General features: G+C 71.6%; 27 protein-coding genes and 1 pseudogene. 12 read left to right on the forward strand and 16 right to left on the reverse strand.

All coding sequences use genetic code 11. The annotated features are described in order from the left end of the window. Positions 1 to 23: 23 nt before the first annotated feature. Positions 24 to 1088: a hypothetical protein gene (locus tag ABFY20_RS17315; RefSeq protein ID WP_368497448.1), complete on the reverse strand. Its 1065-nt coding sequence runs from the start codon at positions 1086 to 1088 to the stop codon at positions 24 to 26. A gap of 101 nt (positions 1089 to 1189) precedes the next feature. Between ABFY20_RS17315 and ABFY20_RS17320 the strand changes: the two genes are divergently transcribed. Continuing rightward, positions 1190 to 1870 (forward strand): DUF2510 domain-containing protein, encoded by a 681-nt coding sequence (locus tag ABFY20_RS17320; RefSeq protein ID WP_368497449.1) that lies wholly within the window; start codon positions 1190 to 1192, stop codon positions 1868 to 1870. Between the two features lie 10 nt (positions 1871 to 1880). Here ABFY20_RS17320 and ABFY20_RS17325 read toward each other — a convergent pair whose 3' ends face one another. From ABFY20_RS17325 to ABFY20_RS17350, 6 genes are all read right to left on the reverse strand, one after another. Beyond that, positions 1881 to 2498: an HAD family hydrolase gene (locus ABFY20_RS17325; protein ID WP_368497450.1), complete on the reverse strand. Its 618-nt coding sequence runs from the start codon at positions 2496 to 2498 to the stop codon at positions 1881 to 1883. Positions 2499 to 2682: 184 nt separating this feature from the next. Beyond that, positions 2683 to 3603, reverse strand: coding sequence for an endo alpha-1,4 polygalactosaminidase (locus ABFY20_RS17330; RefSeq protein WP_368497451.1), 921 nt, complete (start codon positions 3601 to 3603; stop codon positions 2683 to 2685). A gap of 29 nt (positions 3604 to 3632) precedes the next feature. Then, positions 3633 to 4310: a response regulator gene (locus tag ABFY20_RS17335; RefSeq protein WP_368499818.1), complete on the reverse strand. Its 678-nt coding sequence runs from the start codon at positions 4308 to 4310 to the stop codon at positions 3633 to 3635. 77 nt (positions 4311 to 4387) lie between these two features. After that, complete coding sequence (locus tag ABFY20_RS17340) at positions 4388 to 5950, reverse strand: histidine kinase (protein ID WP_368497452.1); 1563 nt, start codon at positions 5948 to 5950, stop codon at positions 4388 to 4390. Next, positions 5893 to 6681: an ABC transporter permease gene (locus ABFY20_RS17345; protein WP_368497453.1), complete on the reverse strand. Its 789-nt coding sequence runs from the start codon at positions 6679 to 6681 to the stop codon at positions 5893 to 5895. Before ABFY20_RS17345 ends, ABFY20_RS17340 begins: the two co-directional genes overlap by 58 nt. 50 nt (positions 6682 to 6731) lie before the next feature. Then, a complete protein-coding gene (locus ABFY20_RS17350) occupies positions 6732 to 7658 on the reverse strand; it encodes an ABC transporter ATP-binding protein (protein ID WP_368497454.1) in 927 nt (308 codons plus the stop codon). Between the two features lie 218 nt (positions 7659 to 7876). On the opposite strand from ABFY20_RS17350, the gene ABFY20_RS17355 reads away from it, so the two are divergent. The 4 genes and pseudogenes from ABFY20_RS17355 to ABFY20_RS17370 all read left to right on the forward strand — a co-directional run bounded on the left by ABFY20_RS17355 (position 7877) and on the right by ABFY20_RS17370 (position 10147). After that, positions 7877 to 8227 (forward strand): PadR family transcriptional regulator, encoded by a 351-nt coding sequence (locus ABFY20_RS17355; RefSeq protein WP_368499819.1) that lies wholly within the window; start codon positions 7877 to 7879, stop codon positions 8225 to 8227. Positions 8228 to 8298: 71 nt separating this feature from the next. After that, positions 8299 to 8631, forward strand: a pseudogene (locus ABFY20_RS17360) (DUF1048 domain-containing protein); the annotation flags it as partial. Then, entirely contained in the window at positions 8628 to 9389 is a 762-nt protein-coding gene (locus tag ABFY20_RS17365; RefSeq protein ID WP_368497455.1) for an ABC transporter ATP-binding protein, read from the forward strand. The pseudogene ABFY20_RS17360 and the gene ABFY20_RS17365, both read left to right, overlap by 4 nt. Beyond that, positions 9386 to 10147, forward strand: coding sequence for an ABC transporter permease (locus ABFY20_RS17370; RefSeq protein WP_368497456.1), 762 nt, complete (start codon positions 9386 to 9388; stop codon positions 10145 to 10147). Before ABFY20_RS17365 ends, ABFY20_RS17370 begins: the two co-directional genes overlap by 4 nt. 69 nt (positions 10148 to 10216) lie before the next feature. Here the strand turns inward: ABFY20_RS17370 and ABFY20_RS17375 are convergent, their stop codons facing one another. The 3 genes from ABFY20_RS17375 to ABFY20_RS17385 all read right to left on the reverse strand — a co-directional run bounded on the left by ABFY20_RS17375 (position 10217) and on the right by ABFY20_RS17385 (position 14046). After that, positions 10217 to 12388, reverse strand: coding sequence for an acyl-CoA dehydrogenase (locus ABFY20_RS17375; RefSeq protein ID WP_368497457.1), 2172 nt, complete (start codon positions 12386 to 12388; stop codon positions 10217 to 10219). 178 nt (positions 12389 to 12566) lie between these two features. After that, positions 12567 to 13331: a DUF305 domain-containing protein gene (locus ABFY20_RS17380; RefSeq protein WP_368497458.1), complete on the reverse strand. Its 765-nt coding sequence runs from the start codon at positions 13329 to 13331 to the stop codon at positions 12567 to 12569. 4 nt (positions 13332 to 13335) lie between these two features. Further along, positions 13336 to 14046: a DUF3105 domain-containing protein gene (locus tag ABFY20_RS17385; protein WP_368497459.1), complete on the reverse strand. Its 711-nt coding sequence runs from the start codon at positions 14044 to 14046 to the stop codon at positions 13336 to 13338. Positions 14047 to 14189: 143 nt separating this feature from the next. On the opposite strand from ABFY20_RS17385, the gene ABFY20_RS17390 reads away from it, so the two are divergent. The 3 genes from ABFY20_RS17390 to ABFY20_RS17400 all read left to right on the forward strand — a co-directional run bounded on the left by ABFY20_RS17390 (position 14190) and on the right by ABFY20_RS17400 (position 16166). After that, positions 14190 to 14900 carry a lysophospholipid acyltransferase family protein gene (locus ABFY20_RS17390; protein WP_368497460.1) on the forward strand — a complete coding sequence of 237 codons (711 nt, stop codon included), beginning with the start codon at positions 14190 to 14192 and terminating at the stop codon, positions 14898 to 14900. 327 nt (positions 14901 to 15227) lie between these two features. Beyond that, positions 15228 to 15620: a hypothetical protein gene (locus ABFY20_RS17395; protein ID WP_368497461.1), complete on the forward strand. Its 393-nt coding sequence runs from the start codon at positions 15228 to 15230 to the stop codon at positions 15618 to 15620. Between the two features lie 15 nt (positions 15621 to 15635). After that, a complete protein-coding gene (locus tag ABFY20_RS17400; RefSeq protein WP_368497462.1) occupies positions 15636 to 16166 on the forward strand; it encodes a hypothetical protein in 531 nt (176 codons plus the stop codon). A gap of 19 nt (positions 16167 to 16185) precedes the next feature. On the opposite strand, the gene ABFY20_RS17405 is transcribed toward ABFY20_RS17400, so the two are convergent. Genes ABFY20_RS17405 through ABFY20_RS17420 form a run of 4 tightly spaced genes read right to left on the reverse strand, consistent with a single transcriptional unit; the run spans position 16186 to position 18839 of the window. Then, positions 16186 to 16533 carry a DivIVA domain-containing protein gene (locus ABFY20_RS17405; RefSeq protein WP_368497463.1) on the reverse strand — a complete coding sequence of 116 codons (348 nt, stop codon included), beginning with the start codon at positions 16531 to 16533 and terminating at the stop codon, positions 16186 to 16188. Positions 16534 to 16580: 47 nt separating this feature from the next. Beyond that, positions 16581 to 17762 carry a hypothetical protein gene (locus tag ABFY20_RS17410; RefSeq protein ID WP_368497464.1) on the reverse strand — a complete coding sequence of 394 codons (1182 nt, stop codon included), beginning with the start codon at positions 17760 to 17762 and terminating at the stop codon, positions 16581 to 16583. Beyond that, positions 17759 to 18097: a PadR family transcriptional regulator gene (locus ABFY20_RS17415; RefSeq protein ID WP_368497465.1), complete on the reverse strand. Its 339-nt coding sequence runs from the start codon at positions 18095 to 18097 to the stop codon at positions 17759 to 17761. The genes ABFY20_RS17410 and ABFY20_RS17415 overlap by 4 nt, the downstream gene beginning before the upstream one ends. Before the next feature lie 13 nt (positions 18098 to 18110). Continuing rightward, positions 18111 to 18839 (reverse strand): ATP-binding cassette domain-containing protein, encoded by a 729-nt coding sequence (locus tag ABFY20_RS17420; RefSeq protein WP_368497467.1) that lies wholly within the window; start codon positions 18837 to 18839, stop codon positions 18111 to 18113. 55 nt (positions 18840 to 18894) lie between these two features. Here ABFY20_RS17420 and aztB point away from each other — a divergent pair, with 55 nt between their 5' ends. From aztB to aztD, 4 genes are all read left to right on the forward strand, one after another. Next, on the forward strand, positions 18895 to 19722 hold the full coding sequence (gene aztB, locus ABFY20_RS17425; RefSeq protein WP_368497468.1) for a zinc ABC transporter permease AztB: 828 nt from the start codon (positions 18895 to 18897) through the stop codon (positions 19720 to 19722). A 125-nt stretch (positions 19723 to 19847) separates the two neighbouring features. Continuing rightward, complete coding sequence (locus ABFY20_RS17430; protein WP_368497469.1) at positions 19848 to 21098, forward strand: ABC transporter; 1251 nt, start codon at positions 19848 to 19850, stop codon at positions 21096 to 21098. 2 nt (positions 21099 to 21100) lie between these two features. Beyond that, entirely contained in the window at positions 21101 to 22072 is a 972-nt protein-coding gene (gene aztC, locus ABFY20_RS17435; protein ID WP_368497470.1) for a zinc ABC transporter substrate-binding protein AztC, read from the forward strand. Between the two features lie 32 nt (positions 22073 to 22104). Then, positions 22105 to 23319, forward strand: a complete 1215-nt coding sequence (gene aztD / locus ABFY20_RS17440) for a zinc metallochaperone AztD (protein WP_368497471.1) — start codon at positions 22105 to 22107, stop codon at positions 23317 to 23319. On the opposite strand, the gene ABFY20_RS17445 is transcribed toward aztD, so the two are convergent. Continuing rightward, positions 23285 to 24814 carry a mannitol dehydrogenase family protein gene (locus ABFY20_RS17445; protein ID WP_368497472.1) on the reverse strand — a complete coding sequence of 510 codons (1530 nt, stop codon included), beginning with the start codon at positions 24812 to 24814 and terminating at the stop codon, positions 23285 to 23287. The two genes, aztD and ABFY20_RS17445, sit on opposite strands and share 35 nt — an antisense overlap. Then, positions 24811 to 25800 carry an alpha/beta hydrolase gene (locus tag ABFY20_RS17450; RefSeq protein ID WP_368497473.1) on the reverse strand — a complete coding sequence of 330 codons (990 nt, stop codon included), beginning with the start codon at positions 25798 to 25800 and terminating at the stop codon, positions 24811 to 24813. Before ABFY20_RS17450 ends, ABFY20_RS17445 begins: the two co-directional genes overlap by 4 nt. Positions 25801 to 25846 lie beyond the last annotated feature (46 nt).

The raw sequence follows: 25846 nt of genomic DNA on the forward strand, positions 1-25846 counted from the left end.
CGGACTCTCCACAGCCCCCGCGCTCATCGTGCCCCGCCGCCGTAGTACGACTCGCCCACGGTCGCCGGCTCGAACGCACCGCGGTCGGTGACGACGCGGGTGACGAATCGCGCCGGGGTGACGTCGAAGGCCGGGTACCATGCCTCGGTGACGAGCGGCGAAGCGGTGCGCCGCGAGAGCGTGTGCAGCACCTCGGCGGGGTCGCGCTCCTCCACCACGATGTCGGCGGCGGTGGGCGCTGCGGGGTCGGGCGCCTGCACGAGCGCGTAGAACGGCACCTCGAAGGCCGATGCAGCGACGGCGAGCCCGAGGGTACCCACCTTGTTCACCACGCTCCCGTCGAGCGACACGCGGTCGGCGGCGGTGACGAGGGCATCGACCCGGCCGAGGGTCGACCCCGGCGCGAGAGCCGCGGCGCCCATCCCGTCGGTGATGAGGGTGACGCGCTCGCCGAACTCGGCGAGCGTGTGCGAGGTGAGCCTGGCGCCCTGCAGGTAGGGCCGGGTCTCGGTGGCGACCCACTCGAAGCTCTTCCCCGCCTCGCGGGCAGCACGCACCAGCTCGATGAGGTAGGTGTCCATCCAGCAGTGGGTGAGCACGCGCGCACCGTCGGCGAGCAGGGCGGCCGTCTCGACACCGAGCCGGTGGCTGCGGGCCCGGTACGACTCCGCCCCCGTCCGTGCCGCCTCGACGGCGGCCTCGACGAGTGCTGCGGTGGTGGTGGCCGGGGCGATGGCGGCGAGCACGTGCTCGACCGCCTCGCGCGGGTGGTTGTTCGTGGGGCGGGCGTTCTCGAGCGCGCTGCCGGCCGCGCGCATCCGATCGGTCGCCGCCTCGAGCGGCAGGTCGCGCACCTGCAACGCGGTGAGCTCGAGGCCCGCGTAGGCGGCGAAGAGGGGGCCGGAGCTCTGCGTCACCATCGCGGTGATGGCCGCGGCCACCTGCTCGGCGTCGGCGGCCTCGACCCACTCGAGGCGTTCGGGGAACACGCGACGGTCGAGGATGCGCACCACGCCGCCGTCGACCCGCACCGAGTCGTCGAGAACGGGCCGGTCGCGAGGGGTGGGTTTCGTCGTGCCAGTGGTCATGTGGTTCCCGTCGATCTCCCCCCACGAGGATACCGGCTCGGACCGACGCTCTCGTTCGGCGCACCCCTAAGCTTGCTGTGTCCGCGACGATCAGGAGACCCATGAGCTTCCCCGACGGCACCCCGACGCCTCCCGCCGGCTGGTATCCCGACCCGGCGGGCTCACCCGCCCAGCGCTGGTGGGACGGCGCGCGGTGGACGGAGCACCTCCAGCACGCCCAGCCCGCCACGCCTCAGGCTCCCCCACCGGCCCCGTACGGCGCCTATGCTCCCGTGGCGCCCGCACCCGTTCCCCCGGGAACGCCGGTGTACAACGTCTTCATCTGGGTGATCACGTTCCTTCCGCTGGTGTCACTGCTGCTCCTGCCGCTCAGCCTCACCGAGGTCGACCGCATGATCGCCTACACCGGCGACCCCTACGGCGACCCGTACGGCCTCTCCCCCTACGGCGGCTACAGCCCGGCGGGGCTCGCCGCCCAGGCGATCACCACCATCGCGGGCTGGCTGATCTACGCCGCGGTCATCGTGTTCGCGGTGCTCGACCGCAAGTGGCTGCTCCGCCACGGCTACGATCGGCCGTTCCACTGGGCCTGGGCGTTCCTCGGCGTCGTGTACCCGATCGGGCGCTCCGTCATCGTGCGCCGGCGGGCGGGCCGGGGCATCGCACCGATGTGGGCGTCGATCGCCATCCTCGCGCTGTCGATCATCGTGAGCATCGTCGTCGCGGTCGCGGTGTTCAACGCCGTGTTCGCGGCAGCGACCCTGACGGGCAGCTACACCTAGCACCGCCCGCCTAGCTGACGATCGGGATCAGCTCCCTGAGCGAGCTGATCACCTCGACGGCGCCCGCGGCACGCAAGGAGCCCGCACTGGCCTCCCCCTCGGTCACCCCGATCGGCGTGAACCCCGCCGCCGAGGCGCAGCGCATGTCGTCGGCGGAGTCGCTGACGAAGTAGGCCTCCTGGCGCGTCGCACGATGACGCAGCAGCAGCGCGTACTTGTCGGGAACCGAGGCGTCGACCGAGCTCCACACCGCGGGAACCGCGAGCGAGCGCTGGTCGAAGCGCACGGCAGACGCGGAGGAGGCCGACACCACCCCGAGCCAGGCCCCCTGGCGCGCGAGCTCGTCGAGGCACTCGACGGCTCCGTCACGCAGGTGCGCCCTTGCGGCGTCGAGTTCGCACGTCCATTCCGCCTCGGCGGCGGCGCGGTCGTCCAGGTCGACGCCGAGACGCTCGAACAACTCGCTGAGCGGAAGGCGGAAGCGCATCGAGAACTCGGTCTCGCCGAGGCCCGGCAGCCCGCGCCGGGCGAGCACGACGTTGAGCGCAGCCCTGGCCCGGTCGGCGTCGATCACGACCGTGTCGCCCCAGTCGAACAGCACCATCGTCCGCGTGAGCGGACCCGTCACACGTCGCCCCTCGCCCATGGCTGACCCCACCGTCCTGTCGCACCCGGCCATCGTGCTCCCGGTGTGATCAATCCTCGCAAGCCGCAGGTGACCGCGAGGCGGCACGACCGGAGAAGGTCGGGTGAACGGAGCGTGAAGAACGAGGGCCGACGTGACCTGCACCGGGAGGCGCGCCGAGGGCCGCTCAGCACCGCTCGTACACGTACCCCTTCTCGCCCTTGGGCACGAGGTCGTGGTCGCGCAGGATGACGCTCCGCGGCGTCGCCGGGTTCGCACAGACCTCCTCGAAGGTGCCGCGCAGGTCGTCGGCGTACTCGATGTCGAGCACCCTCGCACCGTAGGGGCCGGTGTAGGCCTCGCACTCGTCGAACAGGGCGCACTGCTCCGAGACCGCGAAGTCGAAGCCGATCTCGGTCGCACCGCGGTCGCCGAGCTCCGGCGTGTTCTTCTGGCCCACGGCGAGGCCGACCTCGTGCGCGAAGGCGACGAGGGAGGTGGCGAAGGTGACCGCCGCTTCGAGGTCGAACGCCCCCTTCGCGCGGGTGTACGAGTCGAGGTTGTCGAACTCGACCGCGTCGAAGCCTGCGGCCGCGCATCCGGCGATCGTCTCCGACTGGCGCTCGACGATGGCCTGACGGTTGTCGTCGGTGGAGATGTCGAGAATGTACTCGTCGGGCCAGCCCGCGTCGGCGAGCGGCTCGCCCTCGTCGTCGTGCACGACGAGCACATCGGGCCAGGTGGCATCGGGCTGACTCTGGAAGGCGTTGACGTAGCAGACGTTGTACAGGCCCTTCGCGGGGGTGTCGGTGCTGTCGCGCACCACGACGGTGACGCCCTTCGGCGGCTCGTACCCCCCGCCCAGCTGGTAGTCGAACACGGGGTCGGCCGGAAGCTGCTTCACCCCGCCGACCGCGGTGGCGGTGGGGGTGGGCGTCGGAGTCGCCGGTGCGCTCGCCGTGGCAGCGACGTCGGGTTCTCCCTCGTCTGCTGCCGCCGTGCATCCGCTCAGCACCACGGCTGCGACGAGGCCCGCGCCGGCCACGGCGAGCCAGCGCGATCGGCGCCGGCGCACGCCGTCGCCCAGCTGAACGTCGAGACTGCTCATGATGCGAGCCTACGGCTCTCGGCCACGGGCTAGACCAGCCCGGCCGAGTAGGCGAAGATCACAGCCTGCACCCGGTCGCGGAGCTCGAGCTTCATGAGCACCCGGCCGACGTGGGTCTTCACCGTCGACTCGGAGAGGAACAGGCGCCCGGCGATCTCGGTGTTCGTGAGCCCCTCCGCCATCGCCACCAGCACCTCGTGCTCCCGCTCGGTGAGGGAGGCGAGGCGTGCGGCGTCGGCGGGGTCGAGCGGGGAGTCGCCGGCGGCGCCCGACGCGGCACCGCCGCCCGACACCGTGCCTGATCCCGACCCTGCCCCGGCACCCTGGCCCGGCAGCGCTGGGCCGAACAGCTCGAGCAGCTTGCGCGTGATGCGCGGCGACACCGCCGCGTCGCCCGAGGCGACGGCCCTGATCGCCGCCACGAGCTCGGTGGGCTGCGCGTCTTTCAGCAGGAACCCGCTCGCCCCGGCGTTCAGTCCCGCGAAGGCGTACTCGTCGAGGTCGAAGGTGGTGAGGATGATGATGCGGCTCGCCGGGTTCGTCGCCACGATCGCGCGAGTCGCCTCGATGCCGTCGAGGCCGGGCATGCGCACGTCCATCAGCACGACGTCGGGTGTGAGGCGCGCGACGGCGTCGATGGCCTCGCGCCCATCGCCAGCCTCGCCCACCACCTCGATGCCGGGCTGGGCCTCGAGCACCATCCTCATACCGAGCCTGATCAGGTTCTGGTCGTCGACGAGCAGCACACGGATGCTCGCCGTCACGTCGCGAGGCGGGGTGTCGGTCACGGGGCGGTCTCCTCTGGGCGGGGGGCGGGGAAGTCTGCGCGAGGGCCGCCGGCGGTGGCGGAGCCGCCGGCGGGGGCGGCGCTGTCGGTGACGTTGGCGGAGCCGGCGGGGGCGTCGGGGGCGGAGCCGCCGGTGGGGGCGGCGTCGGGTTCGCGTCCCTCCGCCGCTGCGGCACCGCCGGGCGAGGCAGGACCGTCGGTGGACCGCAGGTGGGCGCGCACCCGCCAGCCGCGGGCGCCCGCCGGCCCCACGGTGACCGTGCCGCCGTGCAAGGCGACTCGCTCCCGCATGCCGATGAGCCCGCGCCCCGAACCGGTCGAGCGGGCACCGCGGGCCGGGTCGACGCCGTCGTCGGCCACCTCGACGTCGATGCCGTCGCGGGCGTAGGCGATCACGACGTCGACCTTGCCCGGCTGCAGGGCGTAACGCAGTGCGTTCGTGAGCGCCTCCTGCACCACCCGGAACACCGTGAGCTGCAGCACGGGGTCGACGGGTGGTTCACCCGAGGTGGTGTAGCGCACCGGGAGGCCCGCCACGCGGTACGACTCGATCATCTCGGCGAGGTCGGCGGTACCGGGCTGCGGCGTGAGCGGGGCCGACGCCGCACGCTCCGCGGCGTCGGCCGGGTCATCCGTCGACTCGGTCAGCACGCCGAGCGAACGCCGCATGTCGGTGAGGGCGCGGCGTGCAGTGATGCCGGTCTGCCGCACGGCCTCGCGGGCCGACTCGGGCGAGCGGTCGATGCTCGCCTCCGCCCCGTCGCTGAGCGCGACGATGACGGTGAGGCTGTGCGCCACGATGTCGTGCATCTCGCGCGCGATGCGGGTGCGCTCGGCGGCGGCGGCGAGCTGCGCGCGCTGGTCGCGCTCGCGGGCCAGCTGCTCGGCGCGGTCGAGCAGGGCGACGATGTAGCGGCGGCGGTTGCCGAAGGTGATGCCGACCAGGGTCGAGATGACGAGCAGCAGCGAGAACAGCACGGTGTAGCCGATGATGCCGGCGATGTCTCCCGGGTCGGCGATGACGAGGGAGAGGCAGCCGGCACCCGCGCCGATTGCCGTGAACAGCCACGCAGAGCGGGAGGAGCGGTACACCGCGAGGGCGTAGAGCGCGAACATCATGGGCACGCCGTCGAGCTGCAGCGAGCTCATGGTGCTGATGAGCAGCGACCCGGCGATGATGGCCGCGCTGATGACCGGGACGTGGCGGCGGAACAGCAGCGCCACCGTCACCGCGCAGGTGACGTAGAACGCGAGCAACCAGTAGACGGGGCTCGAGCGCAACAGGTCGGTGCCGAACGGCTGCGAACCGAACAGCGACGCGATGAACGCGATGAAGGTCGCCGAGGCCATCGGCACCGCGTAGCCACCGGCGATGAAGCCGTCGAGCAGCCACGGGTGCCGGGCGAGCCAGCTGCGGATGAAGCCCGGCGGCTTGGGCAGCTGGAGGTCCTCGGCATCGACGGGACGGGCCGTCGATGCCGAGGACGGGAAGGCGGGGATGGTCAGGCGTCCCTCCGGGAGAGCAGGATGGCTGCGGGCGTGGCCACGACCGCGATCCACCCGAGCATAACCAGCACGGCCTGCCACGGCTCGAACACGTCGCCGCCGAAGAACAACGACTGGCCCACCACTCCGGGCAGCCACTGGCCGAGCACGGTCGACCACTCGGCGTTGACGAACGAGAGCACGGTCGGCACCACGAGCAGGAGGCCCACGGCGGCGGCGATCCCGCCGGCGGTGTGCCGCAGCACGGCGCCGAGGAAGAACGCGACCAGCCCGATGAGCGCCAGGTACCCCGCAGCACCCACCAGGTGCGCCCACACCTCGGTGTCGAGCAGGGACGAGGTGTAACCGCGGGCGGAGAGCAGCGGCACGGTGACGGCATAGGTGGCGACGATGGCGACGAGGCCCACCACGAAGCTGGTGACGGCGAACACGAGCGCCTTGGCCCAGAGCACCGGGAGGCGCCGCGGCACGGCGGTGAGGCTCGACCGGATCTGCCCCGTTCCGTACTCGCCGCTGATCACCAGCACGCCGAGCACCGAGATCACCAGCTGGTTGAACATCACGCCGAGCGACGCCGCGAACACCGCGGCGCTGGCTCCGCTCTGCACGGCCACCCCTGTCGCGTCGGCGCCCGTCGCGTCGGGGATGGTGAAACTGATCAGCACCCCCATGGCGATCTGCAGCACGACGAGGATGACGTAGGCCCAGATCGTCGAGCGGAGCGTGGTCAGCTTGATCCACTCGCTCTTCAGCACGCCGCCGAACCGCAGGCGAGGCTCGGGCATCGGCTGGTGCGAGGCGCGCGCCGGCGTGGGCGCGGCAGTCGTGGCGGCGCTCATCGTGCCACCGCCGCATTCGGAGCGACCGTGGTGCGGTACTCGACTTCGTCGCGGGTGAGATTCATGTAGGCGTCCTCCAGAGAGCCTCGAACGGTGGTGAGCTCGTGCAGGGCGACGCCCGCGGCGAGCGCGGCGTCGCCGATGACCTCGGCCGCGAGCCCGCGCACCTCGACGGTGTCGGCGGCCACGCTGGTGACCGTCACGTCGGGGTGGGCGAGCCACCTGGCGAGCTCGTCGATGCGCGGGCTGGTCGCCCGCACGAAGGTCTGGGTCGAACCGACGATGTCGGCGACCGGGGAATCGGCGATGACCTTGCCCTTGCCGATCACGATGATGTGGTCGGCGGTGAGCGCCATCTCGCTCATCAGGTGGCTCGACAGCAGCACCGTGCGGCCCTCCGCCGCGAGCGCCCGCACGAAGCCGCGCACCCAGAGCACGCCCTCGGGGTCGAGCCCGTTGACGGGCTCGTCGAGGATGAGGGTGGCCGGGTCGCCGAGCAGGGCCGCGGCAAGGCCGAGCCGCTGGCCCATGCCGAGCGAGAAGCCGCCGACGCGCTTGCCCGCCACCGAGTGCAGGCCCGTGAGGTCGATAACCTCGTCGACCCGACGGTTCGGGATGCCGTGGGTCGCCGCGATGGCACGGAGGTGGTTGCGGGCGCTGCGGCCGGTGTGCACGGCCTTCGCCTCGAGCAGGGCGCCCACCTCGTGGAGGGGCGAGCTGTGCTCGGCGTAGCGGCGGCCGTTCACGGTCACCGAGCCGCTGGTGGGCCGGTCGAGGCCCACGATCATGCGCATGGTCGTCGACTTGCCGGCGCCGTTCGGGCCGAGGAACCCGGTCACGAGTCCGGGTCGCACCGTGAAGCTCACGCCGTCGACCGCGGTCTTGGCTCCATAGCGTTTGGTGAGGGTTGTCGCTTCGATCATCTGTGCGTCTCCGTGCTCCTTGCGTGGTGTGCGACGGGCGCGGGCTGCGCCACCGATCACGCTACGGATGCGCGGCTACCGGCCCATCCGACGCCGGTGCCGTCTTCGCCGCGGCCTGCTCGACAGCTGTGGTACCCGGGTACCACGAGGCCGTTGACACGCCGGTATTCAGTGTTACTATGTACCAGTAGTCAGCGACAATGAGTAGCGGAGGCGGGATGGGCAAGCAGGCGACCGAGATACTGAAGGGCGTGCTCGAGGGCATCGTGCTGGCGATCCTCGCCGCGCGCCCGGGGCACGGGTACGAGATCACGACCTGGCTGCGCGAGCAGGGCTTCACCGACATCGCCGAGGGCACCGTCTACGCCCTCCTCGTGCGCATCGAGCAGCGCGGGCTCGTCGACGTGGAGAAGGTGCCCTCGGAGAAGGGCCCACCGCGCAAGGTCTACACGCTGAACGCCGAAGGCCGGCGCCAGCTCGACGAGTTCTGGAGCACCTGGGGCTTCCTCGTCGACCGGCTCGAACAGCTCCGCACGAATCAGCTCCGCACGACGCAGGAAGGACAGTAACGATGGCCGCAGGATGGATCGAGAAGCTCACCGGCTCGCTCGACGACAAGCGCCGCTAGAAGCAGCACAAGGCCCGGGTGCAGCAGTTGCCCGAGCCCTACCGCGAAACCGCCGAGGCGGTGGAGCGCTACCTCATGTACACCGGCAACATCTCCGACGGAGACACCTTCGTGCGCATGGTGGAAGACCTCGACGACCTCTTCGCGCAGAGCGCGGCGAACGGAACCCCCGTCCGCGACATCGTCGGCGACGACCCGGTCGAGTTCGTCGAGACCTTCCTCGCGAACTACTCCGAGGGGCAGTGGGTCAGCAAGGAGCGGGCGCGGCTCGTCAGCGCCGTCGACCGGGCCGCCGAGGCGACCGCCGCGACCGCCGACCGCGGCGACCCGGGGGAACCGTCGTGAGCGGAGCATCCGCTGTGCGCGTGACGGGCCTGCGCAAGTCGTTCAAGGCCCTCGAGGTGCTGCGCGGGGTCGACTTCGAGGTGGCGCCCGGCACGGTGTTCGCGCTGCTCGGCTCGAACGGGGCCGGCAAGACCACGGTGGTGCGCATCCTCTCCACCCTGCTGCGAGCGGATGGCGGGAGCGCCGAGGTGGCCGGCTTCGACGTCGCCGCCCGGCCCGCGAAGGTGCGGCAGGCGCTCAGCCTCACGGGGCAGTTCGCGGCGGTCGACGAGGTGCTCACCGGGCGGGAGAACCTCGTGCTGGTGGCGCGGTTGCGACACCTGCCCGACCCCGGGTCGATCGCAGACGGGCTGCTCGACCGGTTCTCGCTCCGCGAAGCCGCGACGCGTCGGGCGGGCACCTACTCGGGCGGCATGCGGCGGCGGCTCGACATCGCCATGAGCCTCATCGGCGACCCCGCCGTGATCGTGCTCGACGAGCCCACCACGGGCCTCGACCCCGAGGCGCGGCTCGAGGTGTGGCAGACGGTGCGCGAGCTCGCGGCCGGAGGCACGACGGTGCTGCTCACCACGCAGTACCTCGAGGAGGCCGAGCAGCTCGCCGACCGCATCGCGATCCTGCACGAGGGGCGCATCCTGGTGGAGGGAACGCTCGCCGAGCTCAAGGCGCTGCTGCCTCCCGCGCGCGTGCAGTACGTCGAGAAGCAGCCCACGCTCGAAGAGGTCTTCCTCTCGCTGGTGGGAGGTGCTGCGGCATGATCGGCTCCGCTCTCGGCGACACCGTCGTGCTGCTCGGCAGGTCGCTCCGGCACGTCACCCGCAGCGTCGACACCGTCATCACCACGGCGATCATGCCGGTCGCCATCATGCTGCTGTTCGTCTACGTTCTGGGTGGCGCGATCGACACCGGCAAGGTGGCCTACGTCGACTACCTGCTGCCGGGCATCCTGCTCATCACCATCGCCTCGGGCGTCTCGTACACGGCGTTCCGGCTGTTCGGCGACCTGAAGAGCGGCGTGTTCGAGCGCTTCCAGTCGATGCCGATCGCCCGCTCCTCCGTGCTCTGGGCGCACGTGCTCACCTCGCTCGCGGCGAACCTCGTGTCGGTCGTCGTCGTCACGGGCGTGGCGCTCGTCATGGGGTTCCGCTCCGGCGCCGGCGTGCTGGGCTGGCTCGCGGTGCTCGGCATCCTCGTGGTGTTCACCCTCGCGCTCACCTGGATCGCGGTGCTCGCGGGGCTCGCCGCCAAGACGGTCGACGGAGCGAGCGCGTTCTCGTACCCGCTCATCCTGCTGCCGTTCGTGAGCTCGGCCTTCGTGCCCACGGAGTCGATGCCGGCGCCTGTGGCCTGGTTCGCCGAGAACCAGCCGGTGACCTCGATCGTCGACACGCTGCGGGCGCTGTTCGCGTCGCAGCCCGTCGGCGGCGAGATCGTGGTGGCGCTGGCCTGGTGCCTCGGCATCCTCGTCGTCGCCTACGTCGCCGCGATGCTGATGTACCGCAGGCGCTTCGGCTGAGGGCGCGGGTGCGGCGCGGCGCCCGGGTTTGGAGCCCGGGAGCGCCGCGCCCGCGGGTGCCGCGCCCGGCTACGGCTTCTTGCCGAGCGACTTCTCCTCCGCGGGGAGGGTGCCCGCGGCGCGCGCGGCCCGGTAGTACTCGCGCGCCTCGGTCTGCCGCTCTTTCTCGGCACCCGTGGCGATCGCCGCACGCAGGTGCTCGGGGCCGTAGCCGAAGGCGTCGACGAGGTCTTGGGCGTGCGGGCGCAGTCGGGCCGAGAGCCGCTCGGTGTAGAGCCCGACCGCCTGCGCGCGCTTGGGCGACAGGCGCCCGTGCATGAGGTACCAGTCCAGGTGCTTCTCGATCAGCCCGAGCCCGAACAGATCGCGCAGCCACGTGAGCACGACGCGGGTGCTGTCGTCCATGCCCGAGGCGAGGCCCTGCTCGCCCTCGAGCGCCTCGGTGAAGGCCTCCCACTGCAGCAGCTCGGCGTGGGCCCTCGCCGCCTCGATGATCTCGCTCTGGTGCTGGTTGAACAGCGCCGCAGCATCCTTCTTCGACATCTTCGGGGCCGGGCGGAGCTTGCCCGCGACCTCGGCCACCATGGTGTGCACGCGATCGGTGAGCAGCTGGCGCTGAGCGGATGCGTCACGCAGCTGTCCGACGGAGCGCGCCGTCGAGCCGAAGTCGACGATGGTCTGCCCGAGCGAGCGCAGCCCAGACGAGTTCACGGTGCGGCCGGCCGCCTGCTCCACCACGTACCTGGCCAGCACACCGAAGTCGGCCTTGGCGAACCGCTTGCCGTAATCGCTCAGCAGACGCTTGGCCACGAGCTGCAGCAGCACGTGGTTGTCGCCCTCGAAGGTGGCGTACACGTCGAGGTCGGCGCGCAGGCCCACCAGGCGGTTCTCGGCGAGGAAGCCGGCACCGCCGCACGCCTCGCGCGCCTCCTGCAACGTCTCGAGCGCGTGCCAGGTCGACAGCGGCTTGAGGGCGGCGGCGAGGGTCTCGAGGTCTTGCCGGTCGTCGTCGGTGTCGGCGGCGCCCGAGAACACCTGGTCGAACTTCGTGAGCAATTGCTCGTGCGCGAAGCTCGCGGCGTAGGTGGTGGCGAGCTTCGGCATGAGCCGCTTCTGGTGCAGCTGGTAGTCGAGCAGCACCTCTTCGTCGGTGTCGCTGCCCGCCGTGAACTGGCGGCGCTCGTTGCCGTAGGTGATCGCGATCTTCAGCGCGATCTTCGCCGCCGCCGTCGAGGCGCCGTCGAGCGACACCCGCCCCTGCACGAGCGTGCCGAGCATGGTGAAGAAACGGCGGCCAGGGCTCGCGATGGGGCTCGAGTAGGTGCCGTCTTCGGCGATGTCGCCGTAGCGGTTCAGCAGGTTCACGCGCGGGATGCGCACCCCGTCGAAGTGCAGACGGCCGTTGTCGATGCCGTTCAGCCCGCCCTTCAGCCCGTCGTCCTCTCCTCCGACACCGGGGAGGAACTCGCCCGTCGCCGCGTCGCGGATCGGCACGAAGAAGGCGTGCACCCCGTGGTTGACGTTCTTCGTGACGAGCTGCGCGAACAGCACGGCGGCCACGCCGTCCTTCGCCGCGTTGCCGAGGTAGTCCTTCCAGGCGCCCCGGAACGGGGTGTCGATCACGAACTCCTGGGTCGCCTCGTCGTAGGTGGCAGTGGTGCCGATGGCCGCGACATCCGACCCGTGACCGGTCTCGGTCATGGCGAAGGCGCCGGGCACCTCGAGGCTCATGATTCCGGGGAGGAAGGTCTCGTGGTGGTAGCTCGTGCCGAGGTGCAACACCGCGGCGCCGAACAGGCCCCACTGCACCCCCGACTTGATCTGCAGGCTCGGGTCGGCGGTGACGAGCTCCTCGAAGCCCGCGATGTTGCCGCCGTGGTCGTCTTCGCCGCCCACCGACTTCGGGAACGCGCGGTGCACCTGACCGTTCTCGACCAGCAGCTTCAACTGCCCGAACACGCGCTCGCGATGCTCGTCGAGTCCCAGCCCTTCGATGCGCTGCAGCTCGGGGCGGGCGGTGAGTTCGCGGGCCCCCATCCGCACCTCGGCCCAGGTGCCGAGGAGGTACCGGCCGAGCCACTCCACGTCGGTGCGCGCCACCACGACGTCGTTGGTCGAGGCACGACGCTCGGGGCGGATCGGACGATCGAGCTCGTTCTCGATGGCGTCCGGCTCGACGGCGTCTTCTCCGCGGGCGTCGCGGGTCGAGTCGGAGCTGGTGGTGTCGACGGTGGTCGTCATGATGGTCCTCTTCGTCAAAAGCGTCTGATTCAACGCTACGAAGGGGCTTGCCGGGGCGGAAACACGCGGTGACCCGCCTACAAAGCGCAGCGGATGCGCGCGAACGGCGACTGTAGAGACCCGACAGTCACCGAGCATCCGGGCGGGAGGAGGCCCACAACGACCTACGGTCGCTGAGCTACTGACGGGCGGCCAGCAGCTCGTTCATGTACTCGATCTCGCCCGACTGCGCGAACACGATCGACTTCGCCAGGGCGAGCACCAGCGGGTTGCTGCTGCGGGCCTCGACGGCCTCGGCCATCTCGACTCCGCCCTTGTGGTGCGCGATCATGAGCTCGAGGAAGAGCTTCTCCGCCTCGACGCCCTGCAGCTGTGACAGCCGGTCGAGGTCGGCGGCCGTGGCCATTCCGGGCATGGGCTCGCCCGGCACCATGTCGCCGGTGCCGGCGGCGGAGGTGTGGGCGTGGCCGCCGTCGGATCCGTCGATCACCGGCTGCAGCATCCACGTCATCGACGGCTGCGACGCCGCCTGCGGCAGGCCCCAGAGGTTGAGCCAGGCGTACATCTGCCCCGACTGGTTCGCCTGCGAGGTGGCGATGTCGTAGGCGAGCTGGCGGATCTCGGGGTCGTCGCTCTGCTCGCGCACGTTCATCGCCATGTCGACGGCCTGGTTGTGGTGCTCCTGCATGTCGCGCGAGAAGCCCGCCTCGACACTGGTGTCGGAGGGAGTCGCGATGCGCGGGGCGGCGAGCCAGCCGGCCGAGAACGCGACGAGCGCGACGACCGCCGCCGCCACGACCGCCGCGAGGGTGAGGCGGCCGCGTGAGGGGCGGATCGTCGTGGCGGAGGTGGGCTCCGCGTCGCGCGGCTCGTCGCGCGTCTGCGCGCGCGTCGCCTCGCGCGGCTGCGGTTCCTCGGGCGGCCGGGGCTCCTCGGGCGTCACCGGGTCAGGCCACCTTGCCCGCGGCGTTCAAGCCGCCGGTGCAGGCCGCGCCGGGCTCGGGGGCGTCGTTCGAGCGCCAGAACTTCTGCACGAAGTCGGTGAGGCGGGCGTCGTCGACACCCTCGAGGAACACCTGGTTGCCCCAGGCGGAGGCGACGACGGGGGCACCGAGGTTCTCGAACGGGGAGAGCACGACGTAGGTGCTGGGGAGCTCGTCGCGGAGTGTCTGCACGCCGGCCTCGTCGACCTGCGCCGGGTCGTAGGTCACCCAGACCGCGCCGTGCTCGAGGGCGTGGACGGCGTTCTCGTTGGGCACCGGCTGGTCGTAGACGCCGCAGTTCAGCCAGACGGCGTTGTGGTCGCCGCCCGCCGGCGGCGTCATCTCGTAGTCGACCGTGCCCGTGACGTGGTTCGCCGTGAGGCCGGGGAAGGTCTTGAGTTCGCCGATCGAGATCGACGCGGGGTCGACCTTCGGGGTGGCGCTCGAGACGACGAAGCCGATGATGAGGCCCACGGCCACGACGCCCGCGGCGAGGCCGCTGATCCAGCCGATGCGGCGGTTCCGCTGCTGGCGCTTCTGCTGCGCGAGCATGGCCTGCACCTTCTCGGCGCGGCGCGCGTCGCGCTCCTGCTTGACGCTCAGCTGCTTGGCCTGGCCTTTCGCCTTCGGGGGAACGGGCGCGGAGGAGTCGGGACGGGACGGCACGGTTCTCATTTCGTGGTGTGCGGGAAAGGTGCGGAGTGGATCGAATGAGGAGTTGACGCGACAACTATTCCGAGGATGCCAGGCAAATCTCTGTGTTTGCAGGGAGATGTCCCATAGCCCCGGCGGAATATGAGCCGTGTGAAGATCGGTGGATGTTCAAGTCGGTGGCGCGCGGCATCGTGCGCCCCATCTCGAAAGTGGTGTTTCGACCCACCGTGATAGGGCGAGCATCCGTTCCACGGTCGGGCCCCGTGCTGTTCGCGAGCAACCATTTCAGCTTCATCGACAGCGTGGCGATCACCCTGATCGCCCCACGCGACGTGCGTTTTCTCGCGAAGTCGGACTACTTCACCGGCTCGGGCGCCAAGGGCCGCATGTCGAAGCTCTTCTTCGAGTCGATCGGCGCCATCCCTGTCGACCGCGAGAGCAACACCGCGGCGCAGGACTCGCTCGAGCGCGGCCGCGAGGTGCTCGAGGCGGGCGGGGCGTTCGCCATCTATCCCGAGGGCACCCGCTCCCGTGACGGCCGCCTCTACAAGGGCCGCACCGGGGTGGCCTGGCTCGCCCTCACCACCGGGAGCCCGATCGTGCCGGTCGCCCTGACCGGAACCCAGGAGCTGCTGCCCGTCGATGCGACGCTGCCGCGCATCCGCCCCGTCACCGTGCAGTTCGGCGAACCCATCGACCCCGCGCCCTACGGCGAAGCCGGGTCGGCACGAGCGCGACGCCGCCTCACCGACGACGTCATGGCCGCCATCGGCACCATGTCGGGCCAGGAACTCGCCGGCGCCTACAACGAGCCGCCCGCCGCCAATGTCGTCGAGCGCGTGCGCCGCGCCCTCCACCGCAACGACCCGGAGTAGCGGGCCACGGCGCCGACGGGCGCGACCGGCCGCTCCGATGTACTGATTAAAGCTCAGTTTGATGACATGATGTCCCCCTAGGGAAGGGAGAACGTCATGAGGACAAGCCGGATAGAGGGACTCGGATTCGCCGTGCTGCTCGCGTCACTCTGCGCGACCATTTTCGTAGCAGGTCCGGGTGCAGTCGCGTCCGAGATCGAGCACGTTCCCGCGTCGGGCTCGATGGCCGAGATGCCGATGTCTGTGATCGGGTTCGACGACGCAGTGGCAGCCGAGAACGGGTACGAACTGCGAACCGCGCCATCGGGCGATCGAGTGTCGGTGCCCATGAGCAACGCCCCGGGCGACTTCTCAGGGTCTCGCGGCAGCATGCTCGCGACCCAGGGCATCACGGTGCCTGGTGACTGCGGCAACTCATGGATCTACTTTCAGAATGGCAACACGCAGATCCGCACCGGGTACGTCATCAAGTCGAGCCGAGGCCAGGCGTTCAGCCACACCTGGAGCGCGACTGTGGCCACCCTCGGAATGGGAGGCGCCACCGGCAGCTATCCGATGTCGGGACTCGCGCCACTCCACAGCGCCTCGTGGCAGGCCATCCGCACCATCGTCCAGCCCTATACGAGCAAGGCGTCCGCGCTGGCGGGAGGCACTGCCGTGACGACAGCCGGTTGGATCTGCAGCTCGGGAGACCCGACAGCGAAGTATCCCGAACGGTGAGGACCGGCCGGGCAGATGAACATCGATCCGCGCGCGCAGCACCCCTCTGACGACCCGGCGTCGGAGGGGTTCGGGTTGCCCGTGTATGTCGCAGCGGACTCCTCCGTGGAGAGGGTGGGGGTGTCGACGCAGTCGCACGGCTCACGGGTCGACGTCGTCGAAGTCGGGTATGTCGTGCCGCCGCGCGACGCTCCCGACTGTGAGCAGCCATCCGTGTGGTCGTGGCGAGTGCAAGGGCTCGACCTCTCGGAGGCGCTGCAGATCCATGCCTGCACACACCTCGTCAATCACCTGCCTGAGTTCCGTGCGGGCCAACTCATCCCCACCACAGCCGACATGGATGCACTCCGCCAGCGCTTTGAAACGAGCCCGTTCACCGTCTCGACGGTTCCGGTCGACGGCGTCGTGACAAGGGCCCTCCGGGTCGACCTCGACGGGTGGGAATTCACCTCGACGCACGCTTCGGAGGTTCTCGTAACGATCGCTGGACGCCAGGGCTTCGCTCAGGCGGGAGTGACGGCGTGGCAGGCAGTCTCGCCCGAGTGAGCGGCCGAACCGTTGAGCGTCACCCGGCGGCGGGGGCGGGGGCAGAGCCGGAGTCCGGGGGCGGGGTCTTCAGGGCGGAGGCGACGCGGTCGAGGAGGTCGTCGACCTCATCCTGGGCATAGCCGGCGCGGAACTTGGTCTGGCTGAAGCGCTGGTTCACCACGGCATCCGACGTGAGCGGTTCGGCAGGCCGAGGCCCGCCCTCGAGCCAGCGGATGCTCGCCACGCACCGCTCGAGGAACGCGTCGACCTCGGCTTGGTCGTAGCCCCCACTGAAGCGCGACTCCGAGAACGTGGCGCCCTCGACCTCCTCTGCCGTCGCCGCCGGGATCTCACGCCGCCCACCACCGAATCCGAACCAGCCCATGCGACGACCCTAGCCCGCCCGGCACGGCAGGAGGCGCCCGACGGCTGTCAGGCCCCCGCGCGCTCGACCGAGCGCGCCCGCACGCGCGGGGCCCAGCCGAAGGCGACGAGCGCTGCACCGAGCGAGAGCTGCCCGAGGAGGGTCAGCACCGCGGAGACGGCCGACCCGTCTCCTCCGGAGGTACCGAAGGTGTCGGCGATCGACATGCCGAAGCCGAAGCCCGCGAAGAACCGGAAGAAGAGCGCTCCCCCGACCAGCACGAGCATGACGATCGCGATCCGCCGCACCGTGAACCACGACGCCCGGCGGCTGAGCGCGAGCGCCAGCACCCCGAGCGCGAGTCCCGCCCAGAACACCGCCCACACCAGCACGACCGCAACGTTGTAGCCGAGCGGGAAGCCGTCGACACTCACCATGCGCTCGTAGACGACGGGCAGCGGAAGCCCGGGCACCTTCGCCAGCGGGTTCCACACCAGGGTGTCGATGGCCCCCAGCACCACGACGGCGAGCGCCACGACCGCTCCGACGGGAGCGACGGATGCGCGCCGCCGCCACGCGGACCGACGCGGCTGGAGGCCGAGAGGCCCCGACCCCGCCACGACGGCGAGCACCCCGAACGCGCCGAGCACGCTGGCCGCGACCCCCACCCCGAGCACCACCGCGACGAAAGCCGGGTTGGCGCCCGACGCCGCCGCGCCCGGCACGGCCTCCGGATCGGGACCGGCCGGCCACGCGACCACGGCGACGGCGATGAGCGCGGGGCCGACAGCCGCGACCGCCAGCGCCGCCCGACCGAGGCTGGTGAGCGCCTTCGACGAACCCGCCACCAGGAGAAGGAGCCCGAGCGCGCCGAGGGCGAGGGCGAGTCGGGGGACGATCCACCCCGCGGCCTCGAGCGCGGAGAGCACGGCCATGGGTGCGGCGCCGGGCTCCGGCGCGATCCCCGCCGTGAAGAAGGTTCCGATCAGCACCACGGCGCAGGCCGCGACCAGCGTGGAGCCCCGGCGCGCCAGCCTGCGGGCCAGCGCGCCTCGCGGCTCGCCGGTGTGGGCGGGGCTGTCGCGGTCGAGGGTGACGACGAGGAGCGCGGCGCCCATCACCACGCCCGCCGACCGCAGCCCCAGCTGGCGGGCCCGCGACGCATCCGTGCGCCACTCCTCGCGGTAGCGCGCCCTGGCTCGAGGGGGCAGCAGCCTCGCGAGCGCCCGCAGCGCGAGATCGGCGCTCACGCGCGGGCCACCCGCACGCCGTGCCCGCTGGCCGCACCCTTCTCCGCTCGCCGCCGCGCAACGACCTCGTGGTGGGCGATCGCGGCCCGCGCCGCGTCTGCCCCCTCCCCCGTCAACTCGTAGAGGCGTCGCCGGGGGCCGGCCCGCTCGCTCTCGTTGTCCCACACCGACGTCGCCCAGCCGGCGCCTTCGAGCCGCTCGAGGATGGGGTAGACGCTCCCGGCAGGCCGGCCCGTCGCCTTGACCAGCAGCAGCCCCCAGACCGGCCCCGGTTCATGGAGCAGCACGGACAGCACGTCGACGGTCGCGGGGGTGATTCTCGCCAGACGCTGCATGTCGCAAATCTAGCTATATAGAGATAGGCCGGTCAAGCGTCGCCGGCGCAGTCGTCTCGAGATGGCCTCCCTCGAGGCGGAGCACGCGGTCGCCGGCGGCGAGGACGACGGGGTCGTGCGATACACAGAGCACTCCCGCGCCGCGGGCGGCCTCCTCGCGCAGGACGGTGAGGATGCGGGCGGCGCTCTCGTCGTCGAGGCCCGTGGTCGGTTCGTCGAGGAGGAGCAGGTCGGCACCGCGCACCACGGCCTGCGCGAGGAGCGCCCGCTGACGCTGCCCTCCGGAGAGGCGCGCGTACGGGCGCCGCACCAGGGGGGCGATGCCCAGGCGCCGCAGGCCGTCGTCGATGCTGTCTCGCGCAGCGCGGCCGAGCGGCCTCCAGAGCCCCGCCCTCCCCCATGCGCCGACCGCCACCACGTCGCGCACCGTGACGGGCAGGTCGTCAGGGACGACGGCGCGCTGCGGAACGAACGCGGCCGACCCGGTGACGACTCGACTGCCGGCAGTCATCGGCCGCACGCCCGCCACGACCTCGAGGAGCGTCGACTTGCCGGCCCCGTTCGCGCCGGCGATCACGACGATCTCGCCGCGCCGCACGTCGACGTCGGAAGGATGGAGCATCGTCCGCCCACCCAGGTCGACCCGCGCAGCCCGCAGCGTCAGCAGCGAGTCGAGCACGACGACGGGATCGAGCGGAGGAATCGGCCGAGAATCCGCCACGGGGCACGCGGGATGAGTCATCCGGCCAGACTATCCCATTTGATAATCGTTCTCATTATCAATAAGGTCGACAGCCATGCCCCCTCTCTCCGCCGCCCTCGAGCCGTTCGCCCTGGACTTCCTCCAGCGCGCCCTGGTGGGCGGCAGCCTCGTCGCCGTGCTGTGCGGGGTGGTGGGAACCTGGGTGGTCATCCGCGGCATGGCGTTCCTCGGCGAGGCCCTCGCCCACGGCATGCTCCCCGGCGTCGCCGCGGCCACGCTCCTCGGGCTGCCGGTCCTCGTGGGCGGCGCGGTGAGCGCCGTGGCGATGAGCCTCGGCATCGGCGCTCTCCAGCGACGCGGCCGGCTGAGCTACGACACCAGCATCGGTCTGCTCTTCGTGTCGATGCTGGCGCTCGGCGTGATCGTCATCTCGCACTCCGGCAGCTTCGCCACCGATGCCACCTCCATCCTGTTCGGCGATATCCTCGCCATCGACCACGCCGACCTGCTCATGCTGGCCATCGCTGCAGCCGTCGGGGTCGCCGCCGCCGGGCTCTTCCACCGCCCCCTGGTGGCTCTCGCCCTCGATCCGCGCATCGCCGCCGTGCTCGGCCTCGCTCCCCGGCTCGCGCAGGCGGTGCTCGTCGGGCTCGTCAGCCTCGCCGTCGTCGCCTCCTATCAGGCGGTCGGCTCCCTTCTGGTCGTCGGCCTGCTGCTCGCTCCTGCTGTCGCCGCCGGGCACTGGACGAACCGCATCGCCGCACGGATGCTGCTGGCCGCAGCCCTCGGCACGGTCGCCGTCTTCACGGGCCTGCTGGTCTCCTGGCACGCCGCTACGGCGGCGGGAGCGTCGGTGGCTCTGTCGGCCATCGTCATCGCCGCACTGTCGTGGGCGGTGCGCTCACGCGTGCCTCGCACCTGACCTCGGCCATCGCAATCGCCCGCCCCGTCCGCCCCCCCCCCCCGCGAAAGGCCCCTGTGCACCACCGTCCCGCAGTACTTCTCCTGACCACGGTCGCCTCCCTCTGTCTCACCGCCTGCACCTCCGTGCCGGCAGCAGGCCCGCACGGAGCCGCCTCGGCCGGCGGCGGGTCGTCCCCCGCCGGCGCAGCACCCGGCACCGGCGACGGGCACGGCGCCGTCTCCGGAGCCGCCGAGGTCGCCGAACCGCAGCTCGGGCTCACCACCATCGACCGCTCGGGCACCGTCACCCACCTCGACCTGCTCGACGAGAGCCTCACCACGATCGGCCGCATCGACGAGCCGCACGCCCTCACCACCGACGGCCGCTACCTCTTCGCCGCCACCCGCGACGGCGTCGAGATCGTCGACAGCGGCGTCTGGACCTGGGACCACATCGACCACTTCCACTACTACCGCGCCGAGCCCCGCCTCCTCGGCACGGTCAGCGGCAGCGGCAGCGGCAGCGCGACGGTCGCCACCACGAATCTCTCCACCAGCGGCGGCACCGGCCTGTTCTTCCCCGAGTCGGGCGACGCTGTCCTGCTCGACACCGCCGCACTCTCGCGCGGCGAGGTCGAGGAGCGGTTCCGGATGCGTACCCCGCCCCACGCAGGGCTGGTCGTTCCCGTCGGCTCCTACGCCCTCGTGACCGAACCGAGCCCGGCCTCCCTGCCCGCCGCGGCCACCTCATCCGCATCCGCCGCTCGGGCTGTTCCCGCGTCTTCCGTCACGGCCTACACCGCCGACGGCGAGCCGACCGGTGTCACCGAGGCCTGCACCGATGCCGCCGGCACCATCACGACCCGGGTCGGCGCCGTGATCGGCTGCACCGACGGCGCCCTCCTCGCCACCGTCACCGACGACGAGCTCGTCCTGGAGCGCATCCCCTACCCGGCCGGGAGCACGGCCCCGGCGGCCACCTCGTTCGACAACCGCGAGGGCCGCCCGACCGTGGCGGGGCTCGCGGGCTCCGACGGCATCTGGATGCTGGACACCCGCCGACGTTCGTGGTCGCTCCTGCCCGTGCCCACCCCTCTCGCGGCGGTCACCGCGGTGGACGACGACGAACAGCACGTACTGGCGCTCGCCACCGATGGCCGGATGCTCGTGATCGACGGCGCCGACGGATCGCTCCTCGCGCAGACCGACCCGCTCGTCGCCGACTCGCTCGCCGCCGGCGAGACCCCGCGTCTCGTGGCCGACCAGCAGCGGGCGTACCTCAGCGGACCGAGGGAGCTGATGCTCTGGGAGATCGACTTCGCCGACGACGCCCGCATCGCCCGCAGTTTCCCGACCTCCACCGAGCCGGCCTTCGCGGCCGAGACAGGACGCTGAGCATGCGCCGATCCCGACACCGCTCGACCCGCGGAGCCGTCGTGGCCGCCGCCGGCCTGACCGCAGTCCTGCTCGCCGGATGCACGGCGGCGTCCGGCCACGCCTCGGGCCTCACCGGCTCCCCTGGCGCTTCGTCGGGCGGCCGCCCCTCCGTCGTGGTGACGACCAACATCCTCGGCGACGTGGTGACCGAGCTCGCCGGCGAGCAGCTCGCCGTGACAACACTCATGAAGTCCGACGCCGACCCGCACTCCTTCGAGATCTCGGCGCAGGAGGCCGCGATGCTCGGCTCGGCCGCGCTCGTGGTGTCGAACGGACTCGGGCTCGAGGAGGGGTTGCAGCAGCACCTTGACCGGGCGGAGGCCGGTGGTGTTCCCGTGTTCCGCGCCGGCGACGCCATCGACGTGCTCGACTATCGCGCGCGCGACACGGCGGGCCTGCCCGACCCGCACTTCTGGACAGACCCCGCGCGCATGCTCGACGTCGTCGACGCCCTCGAGCCGATGCTGGCCGCCGTCGACGGTGTCGACGCCGAGGCGATCCTCGCGCAGAGCGACGACTACCGCGGCGCCCTGCGCGCACTCGACGCCGAGATGACCGCCGCCTTCGGCACCCTGCCTGCCGAGCGCCGCGCACTCGTCACCAACCACCACGTCTTCGGCTACCTCGCCGACCGCTACGACTTCGAGCTCGTCGGAGCGGTCATCCCCGGGGGCACCACGCTCGCCGCTCCCTCCGCCTCCGATCTCGCCGAGCTGGTCGAGGCGATCGAGTCCACAGGGGTGCGCACGATCTTCGCGGAGTCGTCGTCGCCCGACCGGCTGATGCAGGCCCTCGCCGCCGAGGCCGATCTCGAGGTCGACGTCGTCGAGCTCTACACCGAGTCGCTCACCTCCGCCGAGGGCGGAGCACCCGACTACCTGACCATGATGCGCGTCAACACCGAGCGCATCGCCACCGGGCTCTCGGCCTGAGCGCCTACCCCACACGAGAGAGAAAGCACACCATGAGAACATCCCTGGCACGTCGGGCCGGCCTCGCCGCCCTGACCACCGGAACGGCGCTCGCGCTCGCGGCCTGCTCCGCCCCCGCCACCGGCGGAGGCACGGCGACCGGCTCCGGAGAGCGGCCCACCGCATCCGCCTCCGGAGCGCGGGTCGCCGTCTCCTACGAGGGCGGCATCCTCGTGCTCGACGGCACGACGCTCGACACCATCGCCGACCTCGACTCCGAGGAGTTCACCCGCCTGAACCCGGCGGGGGACGGGCGGCACGTCATGGTGACGATGAGCGAGGGCTTCCAGGTGCTCGACACCGCCGCGGGCACCGACGGCGACCCGGAGCTCACCGGTCTCGTCTTCGAGGCCGACACCCCGGGTCACGTGGTGCGGCACGCCGGCAAGACGATCCTCTACGCCGACGGCACCAGCGACACCACGGTGTTCGACACCGCCGAGCTGGCCGACGCGGATGCCCTCCCCGAGGTCGAGACCGTCGAGGGCGTCGAGGCGCACCACGGCGTCTCCGTCGTGCTCGAAGACGGCACCTTCATCACCACGGTAGGCAGCGCCGAGGGCCGCACCGGCATCGTGGTGCGCGACGCCTCGGGAACCGAGATCGCCACGAGCGACCAGTGCCCCGGTGTGCACGGGGAAGGCACCGCTTCCGACGAGGCCGTGGTGTTCGGTTGCGAGAACGGCGCCCTCGTCTACCGCGACGGCGCCATCCTGAAGCTCGACGCCCCCGACCAGCCCTACGGCCGCATGGGCAATGCCTACGTGAGCGAGAGCAGCCCCGTCGTGGTGGGTGACTACAAGAGCGACCCCGACGCCGAGGGCTACTTGCTGCATGCCGTCACCCTCATCGACACCGCCGCGGGCACCCTCGACGTCGTCGACCTGCCCGAGGGAGTGGAGTACACCTTCCGTGACGTGGCACGCGGCCCGGGCGATCTCGCCTACGTGCTCGCCACCGACGGCGCAATCCACGTGCTCGACCCCGAGACCGGCGAGATCGAGCGGGAGCTCCCGGTGATCGACGCATGGACCGGGCCGAAGGAATGGCAGGATGCGCATCCCGCCCTCGTCGTGGCCGGCGACATCGCCTACGTCACCGAGCCGGCGACGAACAGCATCCACGCCGTCGACCTCACGACCGGTGAGATCCTCGCCACCGGCGAACTCGAGGTCACTCCGAACGAGATAGCCGTCGCCCGGAGCTGACGTCTCGCACGACAGCTCTCACGCCGTAGGCCCTGATCGCCGCGCCGTAGGCGGCGACGAGGCCGCCGACACGCGGGTCGGCTGCGAGGTCGCCGAGGAAGTGCGTCGCGCGCACCGCCTCTGCGCCCGCCGCCGGCCCGCCGTCTGCCCGGCGCGCCCCGCCTGACCGGCCCCCACCGCCCTCGCGGCGCTCATCGTCCGACCCGGCAGCCCGCTCGAAGTGAGCGGCGAGCACGAGCGCTGCCACGTCGACCGGGAGTCCGAGCGCCAACCGGTCGCGCACGACCGGCAGAACGAACGCCGAGAGGCGGTTCTCCGCATCCATCGCCAGCCGTTCGACGGTGTCGCGCACCCACGGGTTCGAGTAGCGCTCGATGAGCGTGTCGCAGTAGACCGCGAGGTCGATGCCGGGCACCTCGGGCAGCACGGCGAGCGCCTCCCCGAACCAGGCCCGTAGCAGTGCGACCACGTCAGGGTCGGCCATCGCCTCGTCGACCAGCTCGTGCCCGAGCAACGACGACGGATGCGCGAGCGCCTGGTGCGAGGCGTTCAGCAATCGCAGCTTCATCGTCTCGTAGGGCGCCACGTCGTCGACGAACTGGGCACCGGCGCGTTCGAGCGGGGGGCGGCCGAGCGGGAAGTCGTCTTCGATCACCCACTGCGCGAACGGCTCGGCCATCACCGGCCAGGCGTCGTCGACGCCGAAGACCTCGCGCACGAGCTCACGGTCGCCGTCGGTGGTGATGGGGGTGATGCGATCGACCATGGTGCTCGGGAACGCGACCTCCGCGGCCATCCACTCCGCCAGCTCGGGGTCGACGGTCTTCGCGAAGGCCAGCAGCGCGGCGCGCGCGATGCTGCCGTTGCCCTGCACGTTGTCGCAGGAGAGCACGGTGAACGGCGGGATGCCGCGCGACCGCCGCATCCGGAGGCCGGCCACGATGAAACCGAACACCGAGCGCGGGACGATGGGGTCGGCGCCCACCTCGGTACCGGGTGCACCGCCGCCGACCGCCGCGAGGTCGGCGAGCACGCCTTCCGACACGGGCGCGAACTCCCCCGTCGCCGGGTCGGTCTCGTACCCGCCCTCCGTGATCGTGAGCGACACGATCCGGATGCCCGGGTCGGCCAGCCGCTCCAGCACGGCAACCGGGTCGGCGGGCGCGTGAAGGTGCTCCACCACCGAGCCGATCGTGCGCGCCTCGAGTCGGCCGTCGGCGTGCTTCAGCACCTGCGTGTAGCGGCACCGTTGCGTGGTCATCACCTCGTGCATCCGCTCGTCGTGGGCGAGAACGTTCACGCCGACGATCCCCCAGTCGAGCGCCAGCCCGTCGTTCATGAGCGTGTCGAGGTAGGCGGCCTGGTGGGCGCGGTGGAACGCGCCGAAGCCGAAGTGCACGATGCCGGCCGTGACGTCGTCGCGCGAGTACAGCGGTTGGGCGACGGGGAGCCTGCCGCGATCGGGTGCCGCGATGGTGCCGGGGAGGGCGGTCATGCAGCGCTCCCCTCGCGCAGGAGCTGCAGCGCGTCGACGGCGCGCTCGAGGGCGCGCCGCGCCGCGGGCACGCGCACGGTCTGGTCGATCCAGCCGTGGATGAGCGTCGGCTGCGGCAGCACCACCGTCTCGACACCCTCCGCGACCAGGCGTGCGGCGTAAGCGTCGCCCTCGTCGCGGAGCGGGTCGATGCCCGCGGTGGTGACCACGGCCGGCGCGACCCCGGCGAGCGACCGGGCGGCCTGCGGCGCGAAGCGCGGGTCACCCGGGTCGGCGGTGCCCGCGTAGCTCTCCCAGTAGTACCGCATCGCCTGGCGCGTGAGCAGATAGCCGTCGCCATAGCGCTGGTGCGATTCCGACGACATGGCGGGGTCGAGCCCAGGGTAGAACAGCAGCTGCGCGTCGAGGCGCAGGCCGAGTTCGCGCGCCGCGAGCGCGAGCGCCGCGGCGAGGTTGCCCCCGGCGCTGTCGCCCGCCACCGCGAGCCAGCCGTCGCTGCGCTCCCGCTCCGCCCGCAGCACGGCGAGCGCGTCGTCGTACGCGGCGGGGAACGGATGCTCGGGCGCCAGACGGTAGTCGACCGCCACGACTCTCACGCGCATCCGTTCGGCCAGGAAGCGGGCCGTGGGCGCCGCAGAGTCGAGGTCGCCGAGCACCCAGCCGCCCCCGTGCACGAAGACGACGGTGCCCACGTCGGCACCGGCCCCGCGCGGCACCCAGGTGCGGACAGGAACACGCACGTGCCCCTCCGACCCCGCCACCTCTCCGTCGGTGACCTCGCCGTCGAACGGAGCCGGCGCATCCGGCCCCTGCAGCAGGGCGATCAGCTCGCCGAAGCCGCGGCGCAACTCGGCTGCGTCGGTGCCGTCGCCCACGGGCGGCGCCGCGGCGTTCAGCTGGGGCAGCAGTTGCGCGAGCACGGGGTCGAGCCCTGCAGCCTTCGGGTCGGCGTCGGGCGACCGCGGTGCGGCCTCGTGGTCTGCCATGAGTGGCGGTTCCTTTCGGGTGTTCGTGATGCCGGTGAGAGCGGTG

Source organism: Herbiconiux sp. A18JL235 (assembly GCF_040939305.1).
Taxonomy (GTDB): domain Bacteria; phylum Actinomycetota; class Actinomycetes; order Actinomycetales; family Microbacteriaceae; genus Herbiconiux.

What these genes read in the sequence shown, in the direction of transcription:
- ABFY20_RS17315 (WP_368497448.1), bottom strand. Translation starts at nt 1,088, where the DNA reads ATGACCACTGGCACGACGAAACCCACCCCTCGCGACCGGCCCGTTCTC.
- ABFY20_RS17320 (WP_368497449.1), top strand. Translation starts at nt 1,190, where the DNA reads ATGAGCTTCCCCGACGGCACCCCGACGCCTCCCGCCGGCTGGTATCCC.
- ABFY20_RS17330 (WP_368497451.1), bottom strand. Translation starts at nt 3,603, where the DNA reads ATGAGCAGTCTCGACGTTCAGCTGGGCGACGGCGTGCGCCGGCGCCGA.
- ABFY20_RS17335 (WP_368499818.1), bottom strand. Translation starts at nt 4,310, where the DNA reads ATGAGGATGGTGCTCGAGGCCCAGCCCGGCATCGAGGTGGTGGGCGAG.
- ABFY20_RS17345 (WP_368497453.1), bottom strand. Translation starts at nt 6,681, where the DNA reads ATGCCCGAGCCTCGCCTGCGGTTCGGCGGCGTGCTGAAGAGCGAGTGG.
- ABFY20_RS17350 (WP_368497454.1), bottom strand. Translation starts at nt 7,658, where the DNA reads ATGATCGAAGCGACAACCCTCACCAAACGCTATGGAGCCAAGACCGCG.
- ABFY20_RS17355 (WP_368499819.1), top strand. Translation starts at nt 7,877, where the DNA reads ATGGGCAAGCAGGCGACCGAGATACTGAAGGGCGTGCTCGAGGGCATC.
- ABFY20_RS17370 (WP_368497456.1), top strand. Translation starts at nt 9,386, where the DNA reads ATGATCGGCTCCGCTCTCGGCGACACCGTCGTGCTGCTCGGCAGGTCG.
- ABFY20_RS17375 (WP_368497457.1), bottom strand. Translation starts at nt 12,388, where the DNA reads ATGACGACCACCGTCGACACCACCAGCTCCGACTCGACCCGCGACGCC.
- ABFY20_RS17385 (WP_368497459.1), bottom strand. Translation starts at nt 14,046, where the DNA reads ATGAGAACCGTGCCGTCCCGTCCCGACTCCTCCGCGCCCGTTCCCCCG.
- ABFY20_RS17390 (WP_368497460.1), top strand. Translation starts at nt 14,190, where the DNA reads ATGTTCAAGTCGGTGGCGCGCGGCATCGTGCGCCCCATCTCGAAAGTG.
- ABFY20_RS17395 (WP_368497461.1), top strand. Translation starts at nt 15,228, where the DNA reads ATGAGCAACGCCCCGGGCGACTTCTCAGGGTCTCGCGGCAGCATGCTC.
- ABFY20_RS17400 (WP_368497462.1), top strand. Translation starts at nt 15,636, where the DNA reads ATGAACATCGATCCGCGCGCGCAGCACCCCTCTGACGACCCGGCGTCG.
- ABFY20_RS17405 (WP_368497463.1), bottom strand. Translation starts at nt 16,533, where the DNA reads ATGGGCTGGTTCGGATTCGGTGGTGGGCGGCGTGAGATCCCGGCGGCG.
- ABFY20_RS17415 (WP_368497465.1), bottom strand. Translation starts at nt 18,097, where the DNA reads ATGCAGCGTCTGGCGAGAATCACCCCCGCGACCGTCGACGTGCTGTCC.
- ABFY20_RS17420 (WP_368497467.1), bottom strand. Translation starts at nt 18,839, where the DNA reads ATGACTCATCCCGCGTGCCCCGTGGCGGATTCTCGGCCGATTCCTCCG.
- aztB (WP_368497468.1), top strand. Translation starts at nt 18,895, where the DNA reads ATGCCCCCTCTCTCCGCCGCCCTCGAGCCGTTCGCCCTGGACTTCCTC.
- aztC (WP_368497470.1), top strand. Translation starts at nt 21,101, where the DNA reads ATGCGCCGATCCCGACACCGCTCGACCCGCGGAGCCGTCGTGGCCGCC.
- aztD (WP_368497471.1), top strand. Translation starts at nt 22,105, where the DNA reads ATGAGAACATCCCTGGCACGTCGGGCCGGCCTCGCCGCCCTGACCACC.
- ABFY20_RS17445 (WP_368497472.1), bottom strand. Translation starts at nt 24,814, where the DNA reads ATGACCGCCCTCCCCGGCACCATCGCGGCACCCGATCGCGGCAGGCTC.
- ABFY20_RS17450 (WP_368497473.1), bottom strand. Translation starts at nt 25,800, where the DNA reads ATGGCAGACCACGAGGCCGCACCGCGGTCGCCCGACGCCGACCCGAAG.